Below are 16,614 nucleotides of genomic sequence, written 5' to 3'. Positions count from 1 at the left end.
TGCCAGTCAGGACTCTTGTTGTATGAATCTTCGCGATCTCGAATATCTGGTGGCACTGGATGAGGAGAAACACTTTCGCAAGGCGGCGGAGCGCTGCTTTGTCAGCCAGCCGACCCTCAGCGGCCAGCTGCGCAAGCTGGAGGATGAGCTGGGGGTGATCCTCATCGAACGCACTTCACGCAAGGTGCTGTTCACTCCGGCCGGTGATGCCATGGCGCATCAGGCCAGGCGGGTACTCAAGGAGGTGCGTGAACTCAAGAGCATAGGTCAGCACTTCTCCGATCCCATGTCGGGAGAGATCCATATCGGTTTCATCCCGACCGTCGGCCCCTATCTGTTGCCCCGCATCATCCAGACCCTGCGTGAAAGCTTTCCTCAGCTCGAGTTTTATCTCTATGAAGAGCAGACTCACGTACTGCTGAAACGGCTGGAAGAGGGAGAGCTGGATTGCGTCATCCTGGCCGAAATGGAGGGGATGGAGGGATTTGGTGCCATCCAGCTCTATCATGAGCCGATGTGGCTGGCCGTCCCCAGCCACCACCCGGAGGCACAGGCCAGACAGGTACCGCTCGGCAATCTCAAGGGCAAGAAATTGCTGATGCTGGAAGATGGCCACTGCCTGCGGGATCAGGCGATGGGTTTCTGTTTTGCCGGTGGGATTGGCGAAGATCAGCGCTTCAAGGGTACCAGTCTCGAGACCTTGCGCAACATGGTGGCGGCGGGCAGTGGCATGACCCTGATCCCGCAACTGGCGGTACCGCCCAATCATGATGAGGGTGGGGTAAGTTACCGCCCGGTGATAGAGCCTGTGCCCGGGCGAACCATCGCCATGCTCTATCGTCATTACTCGGTACGCCGGCCTTGTTTCAACGAGCTGGCCGCCCGCATCATCAAATTGATGGCTGGGCAGTTGACCAAATAAAAAAACCGGCAGCCAAGGCTGCCGGTTCTGTTTTTGCTATGCGGGGATCAGAAGATATCGTCGGTCGAGACGGGGCCTTCGCTGTTTGTGTTGTCACCACCATAGACCTGGTTGCCGTCCGAGCTGGGAGAGGCATAACGGGTCGGTTCTGTCCCCTCCTTGAAGTACTCATTCGTACCGCCACCAGCGGCCAGCAGGCCGGTTTCGCTGTCGATCCTGACCGTCATAATCCCCTCTGGCACAGGCATCTTGTGCTCGGGTACTCCCTTGAGGGCGACTTTCATGAAGTCGATCCACATGGGTTGGGCAGTACCGCCCCCGAACTCACCACGGCCAAGGCTGCGCTGATGGTTGTCAAAACCGATCCAGGAGGTGGCCACCAGCTCAGGGGTATAGCCGGAAAACCAGGCATCCCTGGATTCGTTGGTGGTCCCCGTCTTGCCGGAAATATCGTGACGCTTGAGGTCACGGGCAGCACGCCAGCCGGTACCACGCCAGCCATTGCCACCCCAGATGGCGCTCGTCAGGGTGTCGGTGATGAGGAACGCGCTCTCGGCACTGATGGTGTGGGGCGCCAGCATGGGGGCAAGGGGCGCCGGATGAGCGTCAGAGCCGGGCTGTTGTGTTGGCTGCGACTCGGGCAGCAGGGCGGCCTGTTGTTCGCAATCGGCACAGGCAATCACGGGGTTGGCCTGATAGAGGATGTGTTCCTGGCTGTCGGTCACCTTGTCGATAAAGTAGGGGGTGACTAGGAAGCCGCCGTTTGCCAGCACAGAGTAACCGCGCACCACCTCGAGCGGAGTAAATTCGGCAGCACCCAGTGCCAGCGACTCATGCGGGGAGATGAAGTCACGCGGGAAGCCGAATCGGGTCAGCCCGTCGATGTAGGTATCCAGGCCAATGGCACGCATCAGGCGTACCGACATGACGTTCTTGGACTTGGCCAGCCCTATGCGAAGGGGGGTGGGGCCTTCATAGATGGCGGGCGAGTTTTTCGGTTGCCACATGGGGCCCTTGGACGGATCCCACTGGTTGATCGGGGCATCGTTGATCAGGGAGGCCAGGGTATAGCCGTGCTCCAGCGCTGTGGCGTACAGGAACGGCTTGATGTTGGAACCGATCTGGCGGCGTGCCTGATCGACCCGGTTGAACTTGGACAGCTCGAAGCTGAAGCCACCGACCACGGCCTCAAGGGCGCCATTTTTCGGGTTCATGGCGACCAGTGCCCCGTTGACGTCCGGGATCTGCGCCAGCAGCAGCTCTTCGCCCTGCTCGCGCACCCAGATCTGGGCACCCACTTTCAGGACATCACGAGCCGATTTCGGTAGATAGCTCTGGCGATCGTCGGTGATAAAGGAGCGAGCCCACTTGATGCCATTCCAGCCAAGCTCTGCCTCCTTGCCATTTTTCAATACCAGGGTGGCATTGCGATCCCCGAGCTTGGTCACCACAGCGGCCATCAGCGGCTCGTAGGTGGGCTGCTTGGCAAGGTGTGCCACTATCTGCTCATAATCCCAGGCCGGTTCACCCGCTTTCCACAGCTGTGCAGCCGGGCCGCGATAGCCGTGGCGCATGTCGTAGTCAAAGACGCCGTCGATCAATGCCTGTTTGGCTGCCCGCTGACGCTCCGCGCTGACCGTGGTGTAGACATGCAGACCCATGGTGTAGGCATCTTCGCCAAACTGCTCCACCATCTTCTGGCGAACCATCTCACCGAGATAGGGAGCGTTCAGGGTCACCTCGGCGCCGTGATAACGAGCCTTGATCGGCATCTGGGATGCTTCATCAAACTGGGCACGAGTGATCTTGCCAGTCTCCAGCATCCGGCCCAGCACCACGTTGCGGCGAGCAAAGGCACGCTCGGGAGAGCGGATGGGGTTCAGCATGGAGGGCGCCTTGGGCAGACCGGCAATGATGGCGATCTCGTCCAGCCCCAGCTCCTTGACCTCTTTGCCAAAGTAGACCTGAGCCGCAGCCCCGACTCCGAAGGAGCGGTAACCGAGGGGGATCTTGTTGAGGTAGAGCTCGAGGATCTCGTCCTTGGTGAGGTTCTGTTCGATCCGCCAGGCCAGGAATACTTCCTTGATCTTGCGAACGAGCGTCTTCTCGTTGCTGAGGAAGAAGTTGCGGGCTACCTGCTGGGTAATGGTACTGGCACCTTGGCGAGCCTGGCCCGAAATGGCCCAGACAGAAGCAGCACGGATGATGCCAATCGGGTCAATCCCCGGGTGCTCATAGAAACGGGCATCTTCGGTTGCCAGCACGGCATCGATCATCTGCTGGGGGATTTCGTCAAGGCGCAATGGAATACGACGAATTTCGCCATATTGGGAGATCAATTCACCATCGCGGCTGTAGACCCGCATCGGGGTCGCCAGCTTGACGTCACGCAGGGCGGTGACATCGGGCAATTGGGGTTTGATATAGAAATAGATACCGATGAGGCTGGCAACACCCAGCACTGCACCCAGCATCATGACAATAAACAGGCGAACGAGCCATTTCAGCATGGAAGAACTACCAATCGTCTTAAAATTAGCCAACGGGCGCAGAGTATAGCCCTTTTGCCATCTGGAATTCGAGGTTTTCCTGTGGCCAGCGACCCACCTAAGAAGGGAGGCGAGAGGTTAGCATTACGGGGAACAATAACCAAGAATGGGATCCCCTCGGTCAGAAAGCGAGGTGGGTCACTTTTCGGTATAAACTTTATGACATTGATACTTAGAGCATTTAGGATTAATCAACCCGTCCTCTTGTGACGAGTGTCCTACACTCAATTCGGGAACAAAACCCCATAACGCATGGATGTGTATATGTTTGGGCTATTTAGCAAAGGCTCCCTCCTCCCCTTGGTGGGCGTTGATTTTGGCAATCAGACCATCAAGGCCGTCACCATCAGCGGACGTCCCGGCAAACTGCACATAGATGCGGTGGCCGATATCGTTACCCCGAAAGGGACGCTGGTCGATTACCAGCTGCAGGATATCGAGCGGGTCAGCCAATCCCTCAAAAACCTCAAACGCCAGCTCTCGGGCCACAGCGACTATGCCGCCACGGCGGTGACGGGCTCCAACGTCATCACCAAGGTGATCCAGATTGATGCCAGCCTGAGTGATAAAGAGCTGGAAAATCAGGTTCAGCTGGAGGCCGAACAGATCATCCCCTTTCCCCTTGATGAAGTGAGCCTCGATTTCGAGGTGCTGGGCACTACCAGCAACAATGAAGATCGCCAGGATGTGCTGCTCAGTGCAGCCCGCACCGAGAGCGTCAATGGCCGGGTCAGCGCCCTTGCCGAGGCCGGTATTGTCGTCAAAGTCGTCGATGTGGGAGCCCATGCGTTGGGGCGTGCCGTGTTGGCCTGCTTGCCTGAGTTGAAGGAGAGCGATCGGCCGGTCGGGGTGATCGATATCGGTGCCAGCGCCATGACCTTCGCCGCTTTGGTCAAGGGGGAGGTGATCTACTCCCGTCTGCAGAACTTCGGTGGGGATCAATACAGTCAGGCGCTCTCCTCTTTTTATGGGATGGCGCTGGATGAGGCGGAGCAGGCCAAGATCAAGGGAACCCTGCCGGTCGACCACGAACTCGATGTACTGATGCCTCATATCAATGCGCTGCTGCAACAGGTTCGTCGCAATATCCAGCTGTTTTGCAGCTCTTCCGGTTATCGCGAGATTTCGAAGCTGGTGCTGACCGGAGGGGGCAGCTTGCTGCCAGGCCTGTCACTACAGGTGCAGGAAGAGGCCAATTGCGAGGTGTTGCACCCGGATCTGTTTGCCCTGTTTGGCAAACCCAAAGGGGAAGCCGAAGCGACCCACGGCGCTAAATATATGACGGCATTCGGGTTGGCTCTGAGGAGTTTCACGCCATGTCAAATATAAACCTGCTGCCATGGCGTGAAGCCAGGGCCCAGCGGCAGAAGAAAGAATTTGGCGCCCTGCTGGGGGCATTTGTACTGATCACCGTTGCATTGGGATTTTGTGCCGACTGGTTGGTCAATCGTCAGGTCAGTGCCCAGCAACAGCGCAATCAGCGACTGGTGCAGGAGATGGCTATCCTGGATGCCCAGTTGGGCGAGATCCGCCTGCTCAAGGAGCGCCGCAAGGAGTTGATCGACCGGATGCAGTTGATCGAGCAGTTGCAGATGCGCCGCAACCTGCCCGTCCGCCTTTTTAATCAGTTGCCCTCCCTGGTGCCCAACGGGGTCTACCTCAACACGCTCTCCATGCAAAACAACATCATCGATGTGAATGGTAAGACAGAGGCCTATGGCCGGGTTGCCAGCATGATGCGCCGGATCGATGGCTCGGGCTGGCTGAGCCAGTCGAAGATCAGCACTATTTTTGCGGCGGATGTCGCTCCCGTATCCCTGAGTCAATTCTCCATGATGTTTCTGGTGGCCAAGGCCTCCGCGACTGACGATGCGGCCAAGGAGGGCAAATGAATCTTCAGCAATTGAACGAGCTGGATATCAATGACATCGCCAGCTGGCCCAAATGGGCCAAAGGGATCTTTATCTTCTTTTGCTGTGCGTTGACGGGAGGCGCCCTCTATTACTATGTGATCGCCAATTCGCTGACCCTGCTGACTCAGGAGACCGACAAGGAGACCGAGCTGAAAGCCCAGTTTGAAAGCAAGGCGATGCTGGCGGCAAATCTGGGGGCCTACAAGGAACAAATGGTGACGCTCGAGCAGATGGTCGATACCCAGCTCAAGCAACTGCCCAATACCCATGAAGTGGCGGGCTTGCTGGACGATATCAGCTTTATCGCCACCGACAACGGTTTGAAACTCAACCGCATCAACTGGGAACCCGAGGTCAAGCATGAGTTCTCGACCGAACTTCCCATGCGTATCGAGGTGGTGGGCAGTTACCATGAGATCGGCAAGTTCACCGCGGACATGGCGGCCTTGCCCCGTATCGTCATTCTCGACTCCTTTACCCTGGGGCAAAACAAGGATGCAGGGGATCTGATCTCGATGTCTATGCTGGCCAAGACCTACAAGTACAACGGCAAGACAGGGGAGGCGAAGTAATGAGACGCATCTGCTGGTTGTTGCCTGCCTTGCTGCTGGCTGCCTGTGGTGGCCAGGAGGACATGGACGCTTATGTGGCTCAGACCAAGGCACGCCCTCCCGTCCCTATCGAGCCTCTGCCAGAACTCAAACCCTTTTCTCCCATGGCATACCAGCAGCGGGAGCTGCGCAGCCCCTTCATGGCCCCGCAGCCGGAGGCGGCTGGCGGGGGGGACAACAGTGCCAAACTGCAACCGGATTGTGCGCTGGTGGTGAAGAATCGTGAAAAGGAGATGCTGGAAAATTACTCCCTTGCCAGTTTGTCGATGCAGGGTTCTTTGGGCAAAACAGGGCAATTGTGGGCTCTGATCCGTACGCCGGATGGTCAATCGGTACGGGTAGGCCTCAACCAATATATGGGTCTGGATCAGGGGCGCATTATCAAGATCTCCGATACAGCGGTGGATTTGCTGGAAACCATTCCGGATGGGAAGGGGTGCTGGGTAACAAGAGAAACCCAGTTGGCCATGGCCAATATGCAAGAAAAACAATAATCAGGGACGAACAGCAATGAAAACAACAAGAGAGTGTGTAACCAAAGTGGCTCTGCTGTTTTGTGCCAGTGCCTTCTTCGGCCAGGCCTGGGCGGTGGCAACCCTGCAGGAAGTGAAGGTGAATCCCTTGCTTGCAGACCAGTTGCAACTGGAACTCAGTTTTAGCGAGCCTGTCAGCGGCTTTACCGATCGCCTCTCCTACCAACCCAACCAGCTGTTGCTGCATGTGCCCGGTGCGGTGGGTGCATTGAAAGTGAACCCCTTGCCGATCCAGCGCCAGGGGGTCGACAGCATCAAGGTGGAAGGCAAGGGCGCCGGGCTCGACATCAAGATTGCTCTCGATCAGCTGGCGCCCTATCAGGTCAGGCAGCAAGGCAGCAAGTTGCTGGTGTCGCTGGGGGAAGGGGCATCTTCCTCCTCTCTTGGCAGCAATGACAGTGCATTGTTGGCACCCGCAGCCACCGCTTCGACACCCGCCTCCTCCCCGTCGGCACTCATCAATACCCAGGTGGTCGCCAAGTCGATGCCGGCGACAGCGCCGGTGGCTGCCCCGACAGCCTCCAAACCCGTGCTCAACAGTTATCAGAGCAACGGCGGCGGAGCCTATTTCAACTCGGTGACCGGTGTGGATTTTCGCCGCGGCAAGGATGGCCAGGGTGAGTTTCTGGTGACGCTGGACAACAGCTCGGCGGCTGTGGATGTGAGCAGCCGGGGCCAGACGGTGCTGGCCAAATTCCACGGCACCCGGGTGCCGGATGGCTTGCTCAACCTCATCAATGTGCAGGATTTCGCGACGCCAGTCTCCCAGGTGGAGGTGTCGCGTCAGGGCAACGATACCCTGTTTGAACTGTCGGTGAATGGCCAGTTTGACTATCGCTATGATCAGGCAGACAAGCTCTTCATCATCGAGGTGAAAAAGCGTGCAGCTACCGCTACCAAGCAGTATCAGGGCAAGCCCATCTCCTTGAACTTCCAGGATATCCCCGTTCGTACCGTGTTGCAGTTGATCGCCGATTTCAACAATCTCAACCTGGTGACGACCGATTCGGTCGGGGGCAACATTACTCTGCGGCTGGATGGCGTGCCCTGGGAGCAGGCCCTCGACATCATTCTGAAAGTGCGGGGGCTGGACAAGCGGCTGGATAACAACATCCTGCTGGTGGCTCCTGCCGACGAGATAGCGACCCGGGAGAAACAGCAGCTTGAGAGCCGCAATCAGGTGGCGGATCTTGCCCCGCTCTACACCGAATATCTGCAGATCAACTACGCCAAGGCATCCGAAGTGGCTGCCCTGCTGTCATCCGACAGTACCAAGCTGCTCTCTCCCCGTGGCGCCGTGAGCGTGGATGAGCGTACCAACGTGCTGGTGGTCAAGGATACGGCGGATGTGATCAGCAGCATCAAGCGGATGCTCGACATTCTCGACATTCCGGTCAAGCAGGTGGTGATCGAAGCCCGCATGGTGACCATAGATGATGGCTTTGACGAGGCCCTCGGGGTGCGCTGGGGGGTAACCAAGAACGACGGGCACGGCAACAGCACCTCTGGCAGCATCGAAGGCAATGATAGCTCCGGCAATGATAACGGTGTATCGGCCATTACCAGACCCGGCGCCGATGACAGGTTGAACGTCAATCTGCCGGTGACCAATGCGGCCGGTACGTTGGCTTTCCAGGTGGCCCGTCTGGCCAATGGCACCCTGCTGGATCTCGAACTCTCTGCCCTTGAAAAGGAGAGCAAGGCCGAGATCATCGCGAGTCCCCGGGTCACCACGGCCAACCAGAAACCGGCGCTGATCGAACAGGGTACCGAGATCCCCTATGTGGAATCCTCCTCCAGCGGGGCGACCTCTGTCACCTTCAAGAAGGCGGTGCTGAGTCTGAAAGTGACTCCGCAGATCACTCCGGACAACCGTGTCATTCTCGATCTGACCGTGACCCAGGATACCAAGGGTGAAACCGTACCGACCGGTACCGGCGATGCCGTCTCCATCAACGCTCAGTCCATCACCACCCAGGTGCTGGTCAATAATGGCGAGACGCTGGTGCTCGGCGGCATCTATCAGCAGACCATCAAGAGCGATGTGACCAAGGTGCCGCTGCTGGGGGATATCCCGGGGTTGGGGGCGCTGTTTCGCAAGACCACCAGCGAAAACAAAAAGCGCGAGCTGCTGATTTTCGTGACGCCCAAGATAGTGACTGACGCTTTCTGAAGGCTTTACATGTGAAGGTAAAACACATATAACCTTACGCCCCAATGAGGCTGGGGCGTAAGGGCTGCGGTTGCCAGTCCTGATTTCTATTGAGATAATCCCCCTCCTGATCCATCGCAAGATAAGGTTCATAGGTACCCCGATCCAGTATTTATCGGGGTCGTACAGTTTGTAATTACTAACGAAAAGACATGGCTGAGAAACGCAATATTTTCCTGATAGGTCCCATGGGTGCGGGCAAGAGCACCATAGGTAGACATCTGGCAGAACAACTGCATATGGAGTTTTTCGACTCAGATCATGAGATTGAGCGCCGCAGTGGTGCTGATATCAGCTGGGTGTTCGATGTTGAAGGCGAAGAGGGTTTCCGTATTCGCGAAGAGAAGGTGATCGGCGAGCTGTCGGAGCAGCAGGGTATCGTGCTGGCGACCGGTGGCGGTGCCATCAAGAGCCGCGAAACCCGCAACAAGTTGTCTGCCCGCGGGATCGTGGTCTATCTCGAAACCACTATCGAAAAGCAGCTGGCGCGCACCCAGCGTGACAAGCGTCGCCCACTGCTGCAGACCGAAGAGCCGGCACGTGAAGTGCTCGAGCGTCTGGCAAAAGAGCGCAATGCCCTGTATGAAGAGGTGGCCGATTTTGTGGTGCACACCGACGACCAGAGCGCCAAAATCGTTGCCAATCAAATTGTAAAACTGATCGGTATGTAATCTAGAGGACGTCCATGGAACGGTTGAAGGTCGAACTGGGTGAACGCAGCTATCCCATCGAGATAGCCGCAGGCTTGTTGCAGCGCCCCGAGGTGCTGGCATCGGCCATCAAGGGCAAGCGGGTGATGATAGTGACCAATACGGTCGTCGCCCCTCTCTATCTTGAACGGGTCAGCGCCCTGCTGTCGGATTTTCAGGTAGAACACCTGATCCTGCCAGATGGCGAGGCCTACAAGAACCTGGCGACCTTTGAGCAGATCATGTCTGCTCTGCTTGAAACCAACCATGGGCGTGATACCACGCTGATCGCCCTGGGGGGCGGTGTGATAGGGGATGTGGTGGGCTTTGCGGCAGCAAGCTATCAACGTGGCATTCCTTTTATCCAGATCCCGACTACACTGCTCTCCCAGGTTGACTCCTCCGTCGGCGGCAAGACCGCCGTCAATCATCCCCTCGGCAAGAACATGATCGGGGCTTTCTATCAGCCCAGACAGGTCATCATCGACACCGAGTGCCTGAGCACCCTGCCTGCGCGTGAATTTGCCGCCGGAATGGCCGAGGTGATCAAATACGGCATCATTTGGGATGCCGAGTTCTTCAGTTGGCTGGAGCAGAACATGACCCGTCTGCAACGGCTGGACCCTGCCGCCCTCTCCTATGCCATTAAACGCTGCTGCGAAATCAAGGCCGATGTGGTCGGGCAGGACGAGACCGAGCAGGGTGTACGTGCACTGCTCAATCTGGGTCATACCTTTGGTCATGCCATAGAAGCCGAACAGGGTTATGGCAACTGGCTCCATGGCGAGGCCGTTGCGGCCGGCACCATGCTGGCGGCCGACACTGCGCTGGCCAGGGGTGAGATGACCGAATCACAGGTGGCACGCGTTCGCGCCTTGCTGCTGGCGGCCAATCTTCCCATCAAGGCCCCGGCCGAGATGGATTTTGCCGCCTTCATTCGCCATATGCGCCGTGACAAGAAGGTCCTCGAAGGCAAGTTGCGCCTGGTATTGCCGGTGGGTATCGGCCATGCACAGGTGGTGGCCGATGTCTCCGATGCCGAACTGTTGGCGGTGATCGAGTCTGGACGTGACTAATAATAAGCTGCTTAAGCTTCCTTCCCAGCGGCAGCTGGTTGACCGGCTGCTGCATCTGATTGAATTCAATCACCCTTTCATTTTTCTCTCCGGCAAACCGGGCAGTGGTCGCGGCACTCTGTGCGAGACCCTGATCAGCCAGTTGCCGGAAAAGGTACGTGTCGTCAGCCTGATTGGCACGCCGGCCATGAAGATGGCGGATGTGCGTCAGCTGCTGCTGCCCCAGGTGGTGGCTCGTCCCCTGTTCAATCCTCAGGATGCGCTGGCAGACAGCTTCTTTCGCATGCTGGAGGGGGCCAAGCCGGCGACACTGCTGCTGATCATCGAACGGGCCGATGAGCTGCCCGCCGACGTGCTGGGAGAGCTGTGGGCCATCAGTCGTCACAACGACACCCTGGCGGCGCCGCACCAGCTGGCCATCCTGGTCTCGGGCAGTGACACCTGGTGTCGTAGTCAGCGGCCACTGCTCAAGGGACGCGCCATGCCGCCCCTCGAGCTGGAGGTCCAGCCTCTGAGTCCGCCGGAGCAACGCATCTTCTTGTACGAGAAGGCCAAGGAGCTCAAGATCCCGACAGCCCTCTTGCCCAAAGTGAAAGTGGAAGAGATCCTGACAACGGCAAGTGGACACCCGTCCACCATCATGCAGTTACTGGAGGATATCATGACCGACAGAAGGCCCAAGAAGCGTCAGGCAGAACTGCCTGTCAAGAAGGTTGCCCTCTCTATTGCCGCGCTGGCGGCTGGCCTGCTGGCCCTGAGCTATTTGCTGCCGGCCCTGTTTGGTGGTGACACCTCCACCACTCCTCAGGAATCGACTCAAACGACGGCCCTACCGCCTCCGGTTCCGGGCGATTCTCCCGTCACCACGGGTGGCGCTGATGACGGAGCTGCCAAGGGACAAGATGATGGCGCAGCTACGAATCCCAACTCCGTGGTCAAGGATTGGCAACCGGAGGCGAAAGTGCTGCCCAAGTCGGTAGAGAGTGATACCGTCACTACCGAGTCCACCAACTATGAAGGGCGCCGGGTGGTGATCTCCGATGAAGTCGTCCAGAAGTTGATGACGGATCCCGGCGTGAGCGGTGCCCTGCCGACCGAGGTGGTCGACGAGCTGACCGGCAAGAGCACAGTAGCCAGCGGGGCCGTTGCCAGCGCGGCAAGCGGTGCACAGCAAAAGCCTGTCAAGGCAGCCGAGCCTTCGGCCACTACGAGCCAACCGACCGTTCAGCCGGCGGCTGCGCCGGCTCCCAAGGTGGCCCTGACCCCGGTGGCGACCCTGAACAAGAAGGCACGCAACCACTACAGCATCCAGCTGATGGGGGCGAGCAACACCAAGACGGTGGATCAGTTTGTTGCCGAACATGGTTTGTCCGGCAAGGTCTGGGTCTATCAGACCCAGTTCCGTGGCAGCCCCTGGTTTGTGGTGCTGCAGGGGGACTACGCGACCCTGACCCAGGCCAAGAGCGCGATCCGCAAGCTGTCTCCAGCTCTGCTGAAGGGGCAACCCTGGCCCAAGTCGTTTGCCCAGGTACAAAAAGAGCTGAAGCAATAGCCTTGATACCGGATAAGGGGGTAGAATCATCCCCCTTTTTGGGTCTTGCCTTCTTACACACCGGATTTCCATGAAGAAAACACGCGCTTTTTTAAAATGGGCCGGGGGAAAATACTCCCTGGTTGAAGAGATCGCCGAGCGCTTGCCGGCCGGGCGTGTGTTGCTGGAGCCCTTCGTCGGGGCCGGGTCCGTGTTTCTCAACACCGACTACGACGCTTATGTGCTCAACGACATCAATCCGGATCTCATCAGTCTCTACAATCATCTCAAGCTGACGCCGGATAACTTTATCGACGAGGCGCGCAAGCTCTTTGTAGCTGAACACAACCACAAGGCGGCCTATTACCGGCTGCGTACCCAGTTCAACCACACCGAAGACACCTTCGAGCGGGCGCTGCTGTTCCTGTTCCTCAACCGCCACGGTTTCAATGGCCTGTGTCGCTATAACAAGAAGGGCGGTTTCAACGTGCCTTTCGGTTCCTACAAGAAGCCCTATTTCCCGGAGAAGGAGCTGTGGGCCTTCGCCGAAAAGGCGCAGAAGGCGACCTTCATCTGCGAAAGCTACGCCGATGCCATCAAGCGGGCTGAGGAGGATTGGGTGATCTACTGTGATCCCCCTTACGCGCCGCTCTCCACCACGGCGAGCTTTACCACCTATGCGGCCGGTGGCTTTACCCTGGATGATCAGGCGGTGCTGGCCCGCCTGGCCCGTCACACCGCAGCCCATAAAGGGGTGCCCGTGCTCATCAGCAACCACGATATCGAACTGACCCGCGAGCTCTATCGCGGTGCCCGTCTCGACGAGATCCTGGTCAAGCGCACCATCAGCCGCAACGGCGGTACCCGCAACAAGGTGGCCGAACTGCTGGCGCTCTATCCGCCCGGCATCGAGCCCGAGCAGGGGTATTACCCAAGCGACAGCGAGCTGCTGCCGCTGAGCTGATAAAACGGCGCCCGAGGGCGCCGTTTTTTGTTGGCGTTTTGTCATCCTTCAGGCTGGCATTGGGATCGTGGAGGGGATGGCGGGAAGGATTGCCCCCTTTCTCGGCCTTTCGAGTCGTTTTCACCGGATATTTACGCTAAAATTGCGCCGTTTTTTCTCCCTGGCTGCCAATGGATGATGCTGATGAAAAACTTTCTGATTGCCCCCTCGATCCTCTCCGCCGATTTCGCCCGTCTGGGTGACGATGTTGCCAAGGTGCTGGCTGCCGGTGCCGACGTGGTTCACTTCGACGTGATGGACAACCACTATGTGCCGAACCTGACTATCGGCCCCATGGTCTGTCAGGCCCTGCGCGACTACGGTATCGAGGCGCCCATCGACGTCCATCTGATGGTCAAGCCGGTGGATCGCATCATTCCCGATTTCGCCAAGGCCGGGGCTTCCCTCATCACCTTCCATCCGGAAGCCTCCGATCACGTTGACCGCTCCCTCGGTCTTATCAAGGAGCAGGGCTGCCAGGCGGGCCTGGTGCTGAATCCGGCCACCTCTCTCTCCTGCCTCGAGTATGTGATGGACAAGCTGGACGTGATCCTGCTGATGTCGGTCAACCCGGGCTTCGGTGGCCAGAGCTTCATTCCCGGTACCCTCGACAAGCTGCGCCAGGTGCGCCGCCTGATCGACGAGAGCGGCCGCGACATCCGCCTCGAGATTGACGGTGGTGTCAAGGTCGACAACATCCGCGAGATCGCCGAGGCCGGTGCCGACATGTTCGTGGCCGGTTCCGCCATCTTCGGCAAGCCGGACTACAAGGCCGTTATCGATCAGATGCGTGTGGAGCTTGCTGATGTCCGTCGTTAATCGTGAATTTGATCTGGTGCTGTTCGATCTGGATGGCACCCTTATCGACAGTGCCGCCCAGCTGGCACTGGCGGTCAACCGTACTCTGGCCGACCTGGAGCTGGCCGAGGCCGACGAGGCGCTGGTGCGCACCTGGGTCGGCAACGGTGCCGACAAGCTGATCCAGCGGGCGCTTGCCCATTGCGAAGCCGATCCGGCGCTGTTTGCCAAGGCCCGTGCCCTGTTTGATGGTCACTATCAGGCTTGCCTGCTGCAAGGACTGGACATGTATGAGGGGGTGGAGCAGAGCCTGCGCCGCCTGCAGAAACTGGGTTACCGCCAGGCGGTGGTAACCAACAAACCGAGCCAGTTCGTGCAGCCCATTCTCGATGCCCTCGGCATTGCCGATTGCTTCGCGCTCTGGCTTGGCGGCAACTGCGTTCCCCAGAAGAAACCCAATCCGGAGCCCCTGCTGCACGCCTGCCACGAACTGGGGGTGAGCCCGGCTCGCACCCTGATGGTGGGCGACTCCGAAAATGACGTGCTGGCTGCCAAGGCGGCCGGCATGAAGGTAGTGGGGCTCACCTACGGCTACAACTATGGCCGCCCTATCGCCGATTCCCATCCTGACTGGGTATGCGAGCAGTTTGCACAGCTCGATGCACTTTTGGTCTAATAGCGCAGCTGGGCTGGCTGAATAACAAGGATTACTACTCTCATGACTAAACCTATCGTATTGAGCGGCGCACAGCCCTCTGGCCAACTGACTATCGGCAACTACATGGGAGCCCTGCGTCAGTGGGTCAACATGCAGGATGAGTACGATTGCCTCTACTGCATCGTCGACCTGCACGCCATCACTACCCGTCAGGATCCGGTGGCCCTGCGCAAGGCCTGTCTCGATGCCGCCGCCCTCTATCTGGCGGTGGGGATCGATCCCAAGAAGAGCACCGTTTTCATCCAGTCCCACGTACCGCAGCACGCCGAGCTGGGCTGGATCCTCAACTGCTACACCCAGATGGGTGAGCTGTCGCGCATGACCCAGTTCAAGGACAAGTCCGCCCGTTTCGAGAACAACGTCAACGTCGGTCTGTTTGGTTATCCGGTGCTGATGGCGGCCGACATCCTGCTCTATCAGGCCAATCAGGTGCCGGTCGGCAATGACCAGAAGCAGCACCTGGAGCTGACCCGCGACATCTGCACCCGTTTCAACAATCTGTACGGCGAGGTGTTCACCATGCCGGAGCCCTTCATTCCGACCGAAGGGGCGCGGGTGATGAGCCTGCAGGATCCGACCAAGAAGATGTCCAAGTCAGACGACAACGAGGCCAACTTCATCGGCTTGCTGGAAGACCCCAAGCAGATCGTCAAGAAGATCAAGCGTGCGGTCACCGACTCCGATGATCCTGCCGTGGTGCGTTTCGATCCGGAGAACAAACCAGGCGTCTCCAACCTGCTGACCCTGATGTCCGGGGTGACAGGTCGCTCCATCCCCGAGCTGGAGCAGCACTTCGCAGGCAAGATGTACGGTCACCTCAAGACCGAAACTGCCGAGGCCGTGGTGGCCTTGCTGGAGCCCATCCAGGCCCGTTTCCACGAACTGCGTCAGGATGAGACTCATCTGATTGCTATTTTGGCGGAAGGCGCACAAAAGGCGCGCGAAAGAGCTGAAAAAACCCTGACCAGCGTATATGATGTAGTCGGCTTCGTTCCTCGAGCCTGACATACTGGGAAGGTGTAGTTGAAGAGAGCTGGGTATTTGCCTGGCTTTCTTTATTTTCCCTGCTGTTAATTGTTTAATTATTTCCCTTTTTCAACCCGGGTTATTTCCCCAAGAGCAAGTATGTCCGTTCAATCAAATGTCTCCGTTGAAGAGCTGAGTGACAAGGGTCACTGGCTGCGTAAATTCCGCAAGGCTAAAAACCTCAATACCCTGCAACTGATGGTTTCCAATGCCATCGACAAGCATCACAAAACTCCCGCCATCGCTGCCGCCATCTATCTGGCCGAATGCCAGCGTGAACGGGAAATGGAACAGGGTCGTTTTCTCGACCGTTAATTCTCGGCCACTGGTTATCACATGCTGTTATTGATCGATAACTACGATTCCTTTACCTGGAACCTGGTGCAATATTTTGGCGCCCTGGGACAAGAAGTAGTGGTCAGGCGTAATGATGAGCTGACTCTGACCGACATTACGCAATTATCTCCCCGCTATCTGGTTATTTCTCCCGGCCCCTGCACGCCCAACGAGGCGGGTATTTCCCTCGCCGCTATTACCCATTTTTCCGGCCGATTGCCCATTCTCGGTGTCTGCCTTGGTCACCAGTCCCTGGCACAGGCGTTTGGTGCCCGCGTGGTGCGAGCCCGTCAGGTGATGCATGGCAAGACCTCGCTCATTCGCCATCGGGGCGAGGGGGTCTTCAAGGGGCTCAAGGATCCGCTGCGGGTGACCCGCTATCACTCGCTGGTGGTAGAGCAGGCAACGCTGCCCGATTGCTTCGAGATCACCGCCTGGAGCGAGCATGCCGATGGCTCGTTTGACGAGATCATGGGGCTGCGCCACAAGACGCTTGATGTCGAAGGAGTTCAGTTCCATCCGGAGAGCATTTTGAGTGAGCAAGGCCATCAGTTACTGGCCAATTTTCTCGCTCGTTCGTAAAAATTCGTGATCGCCCTCTCAGAATCGAGAGAAGGCAAAAAAAATTTCCCTGATAGTTTATTCACTGCCCCTCCTGCCCAAATTATCTCTTGCCAAGCCCCCTTGATACGTTATG

Annotated in this window: 16 protein-coding genes; 15 read left to right on the top strand and 1 reads right to left on the bottom strand. The window is 58.0% G+C overall.

From position 1 onward, the window contains the following. Positions 1-22: 22 nt before the first annotated feature. A complete protein-coding gene (gene oxyR, locus BN1123_RS04970) occupies positions 23-922 on the top strand; it encodes a DNA-binding transcriptional regulator OxyR (RefSeq protein ID WP_042025678.1) in 900 nt (299 codons plus the stop codon). A gap of 47 nt (positions 923-969) precedes the next feature. On the opposite strand, the gene BN1123_RS04965 is transcribed toward oxyR, so the two are convergent. Continuing rightward, a complete protein-coding gene (locus BN1123_RS04965) occupies positions 970-3,432 on the bottom strand; it encodes a penicillin-binding protein 1A (protein ID WP_042025677.1) in 2,463 nt (820 codons plus the stop codon). Positions 3,433-3,735: 303 nt separating this feature from the next. Between BN1123_RS04965 and tapM the strand changes: the two genes are divergently transcribed. The 14 genes from tapM (at position 3,736) to BN1123_RS04895 (ending at position 16,499) form a co-directional block, all read left to right on the top strand. Then, positions 3,736-4,800, top strand: a complete 1,065-nt coding sequence (gene tapM / locus BN1123_RS04960) for a PilM family type IVa pilus assembly protein TapM (RefSeq protein ID WP_042025676.1) — start codon at positions 3,736-3,738, stop codon at positions 4,798-4,800. Then, positions 4,788-5,363, top strand: coding sequence for a PilN family type IV pilus biogenesis protein TapN (gene tapN, locus BN1123_RS04955; RefSeq protein ID WP_042025675.1), 576 nt, complete (start codon positions 4,788-4,790; stop codon positions 5,361-5,363). The genes tapM and tapN overlap by 13 nt, the downstream gene beginning before the upstream one ends. Then, positions 5,360-5,956 carry a PilO family type IV pilus biogenesis protein TapO gene (gene tapO, locus BN1123_RS04950; protein WP_026455954.1) on the top strand — a complete coding sequence of 199 codons (597 nt, stop codon included), beginning with the start codon at positions 5,360-5,362 and terminating at the stop codon, positions 5,954-5,956. Before tapN ends, tapO begins: the two co-directional genes overlap by 4 nt. Continuing rightward, positions 5,956-6,489: a pilus assembly protein PilP gene (locus tag BN1123_RS04945; protein WP_042025674.1), complete on the top strand. Its 534-nt coding sequence runs from the start codon at positions 5,956-5,958 to the stop codon at positions 6,487-6,489. Before tapO ends, BN1123_RS04945 begins: the two co-directional genes overlap by 1 nt. Positions 6,490-6,505: 16 nt before the next feature. Continuing rightward, positions 6,506-8,701: a type IV pilus secretin PilQ gene (locus BN1123_RS04940; RefSeq protein ID WP_042025673.1), complete on the top strand. Its 2,196-nt coding sequence runs from the start codon at positions 6,506-6,508 to the stop codon at positions 8,699-8,701. Positions 8,702-8,892: 191 nt separating this feature from the next. Then, on the top strand, positions 8,893-9,411 hold the full coding sequence (aroK, locus tag BN1123_RS04935; protein ID WP_042025672.1) for a shikimate kinase AroK: 519 nt from the start codon (positions 8,893-8,895) through the stop codon (positions 9,409-9,411). Positions 9,412-9,425: 14 nt separating this feature from the next. Then, positions 9,426-10,505, top strand: a complete 1,080-nt coding sequence (gene aroB, locus BN1123_RS04930; RefSeq protein WP_042025671.1) for a 3-dehydroquinate synthase — start codon at positions 9,426-9,428, stop codon at positions 10,503-10,505. Beyond that, positions 10,498-12,057, top strand: coding sequence for an SPOR domain-containing protein (locus tag BN1123_RS04925; RefSeq protein ID WP_042025670.1), 1,560 nt, complete (start codon positions 10,498-10,500; stop codon positions 12,055-12,057). Before aroB ends, BN1123_RS04925 begins: the two co-directional genes overlap by 8 nt. Positions 12,058-12,127: 70 nt before the next feature. Beyond that, on the top strand, positions 12,128-13,000 hold the full coding sequence (locus BN1123_RS04920; RefSeq protein ID WP_042025669.1) for a Dam family site-specific DNA-(adenine-N6)-methyltransferase: 873 nt from the start codon (positions 12,128-12,130) through the stop codon (positions 12,998-13,000). A gap of 183 nt (positions 13,001-13,183) precedes the next feature. Beyond that, entirely contained in the window at positions 13,184-13,858 is a 675-nt protein-coding gene (gene rpe / locus BN1123_RS04915; protein ID WP_042025668.1) for a ribulose-phosphate 3-epimerase, read from the top strand. Then, positions 13,845-14,513 (top strand): phosphoglycolate phosphatase, encoded by a 669-nt coding sequence (locus BN1123_RS04910; RefSeq protein ID WP_042025667.1) that lies wholly within the window; start codon positions 13,845-13,847, stop codon positions 14,511-14,513. The genes rpe and BN1123_RS04910 overlap by 14 nt, the downstream gene beginning before the upstream one ends. Before the next feature lie 42 nt (positions 14,514-14,555). Beyond that, the gene (gene trpS, locus BN1123_RS04905) at positions 14,556-15,560 is read left to right on the top strand and encodes a tryptophan--tRNA ligase (protein ID WP_042025666.1); all 1,005 of its coding nucleotides are present in this window, start codon (positions 14,556-14,558) and stop codon (positions 15,558-15,560) included. Positions 15,561-15,680: 120 nt separating this feature from the next. Continuing rightward, on the top strand, positions 15,681-15,896 hold the full coding sequence (locus BN1123_RS04900; protein WP_026455946.1) for a hypothetical protein: 216 nt from the start codon (positions 15,681-15,683) through the stop codon (positions 15,894-15,896). A gap of 21 nt (positions 15,897-15,917) precedes the next feature. Next, positions 15,918-16,499 (top strand): aminodeoxychorismate synthase component II, encoded by a 582-nt coding sequence (locus tag BN1123_RS04895; protein WP_042025665.1) that lies wholly within the window; start codon positions 15,918-15,920, stop codon positions 16,497-16,499. Positions 16,500-16,614 lie beyond the last annotated feature (115 nt).

The organism is Aeromonas enteropelogenes, from assembly GCF_000819845.1.
Taxonomy (GTDB): domain Bacteria; phylum Pseudomonadota; class Gammaproteobacteria; order Enterobacterales; family Aeromonadaceae; genus Aeromonas; species Aeromonas enteropelogenes.
This window is presented reverse-complemented; position numbering and strand designations above follow the sequence as displayed.

Excerpts from the sequence above, each read along its gene's own strand:
- oxyR (WP_042025678.1), top strand. The coding sequence starts at position 23 with ATGAATCTTCGCGATCTCGAATATCTGGTGGCACTGGATGAGGAGAAA.
- tapO (WP_026455954.1), top strand. The coding sequence starts at position 5,360 with ATGAATCTTCAGCAATTGAACGAGCTGGATATCAATGACATCGCCAGC.
- BN1123_RS04945 (WP_042025674.1), top strand. The coding sequence starts at position 5,956 with ATGAGACGCATCTGCTGGTTGTTGCCTGCCTTGCTGCTGGCTGCCTGT.
- BN1123_RS04940 (WP_042025673.1), top strand. The coding sequence starts at position 6,506 with ATGAAAACAACAAGAGAGTGTGTAACCAAAGTGGCTCTGCTGTTTTGT.
- BN1123_RS04910 (WP_042025667.1), top strand. The coding sequence starts at position 13,845 with ATGTCCGTCGTTAATCGTGAATTTGATCTGGTGCTGTTCGATCTGGAT.
- tapM (WP_042025676.1), top strand. The coding sequence starts at position 3,736 with ATGTTTGGGCTATTTAGCAAAGGCTCCCTCCTCCCCTTGGTGGGCGTT.
- aroB (WP_042025671.1), top strand. The coding sequence starts at position 9,426 with ATGGAACGGTTGAAGGTCGAACTGGGTGAACGCAGCTATCCCATCGAG.
- aroK (WP_042025672.1), top strand. The coding sequence starts at position 8,893 with ATGGCTGAGAAACGCAATATTTTCCTGATAGGTCCCATGGGTGCGGGC.
- BN1123_RS04895 (WP_042025665.1), top strand. The coding sequence starts at position 15,918 with ATGCTGTTATTGATCGATAACTACGATTCCTTTACCTGGAACCTGGTG.
- rpe (WP_042025668.1), top strand. The coding sequence starts at position 13,184 with ATGAAAAACTTTCTGATTGCCCCCTCGATCCTCTCCGCCGATTTCGCC.
- BN1123_RS04900 (WP_026455946.1), top strand. The coding sequence starts at position 15,681 with ATGTCCGTTCAATCAAATGTCTCCGTTGAAGAGCTGAGTGACAAGGGT.
- tapN (WP_042025675.1), top strand. The coding sequence starts at position 4,788 with ATGTCAAATATAAACCTGCTGCCATGGCGTGAAGCCAGGGCCCAGCGG.
- trpS (WP_042025666.1), top strand. The coding sequence starts at position 14,556 with ATGACTAAACCTATCGTATTGAGCGGCGCACAGCCCTCTGGCCAACTG.
- BN1123_RS04965 (WP_042025677.1), bottom strand. The coding sequence starts at position 3,432 with ATGCTGAAATGGCTCGTTCGCCTGTTTATTGTCATGATGCTGGGTGCA.
- BN1123_RS04920 (WP_042025669.1), top strand. The coding sequence starts at position 12,128 with ATGAAGAAAACACGCGCTTTTTTAAAATGGGCCGGGGGAAAATACTCC.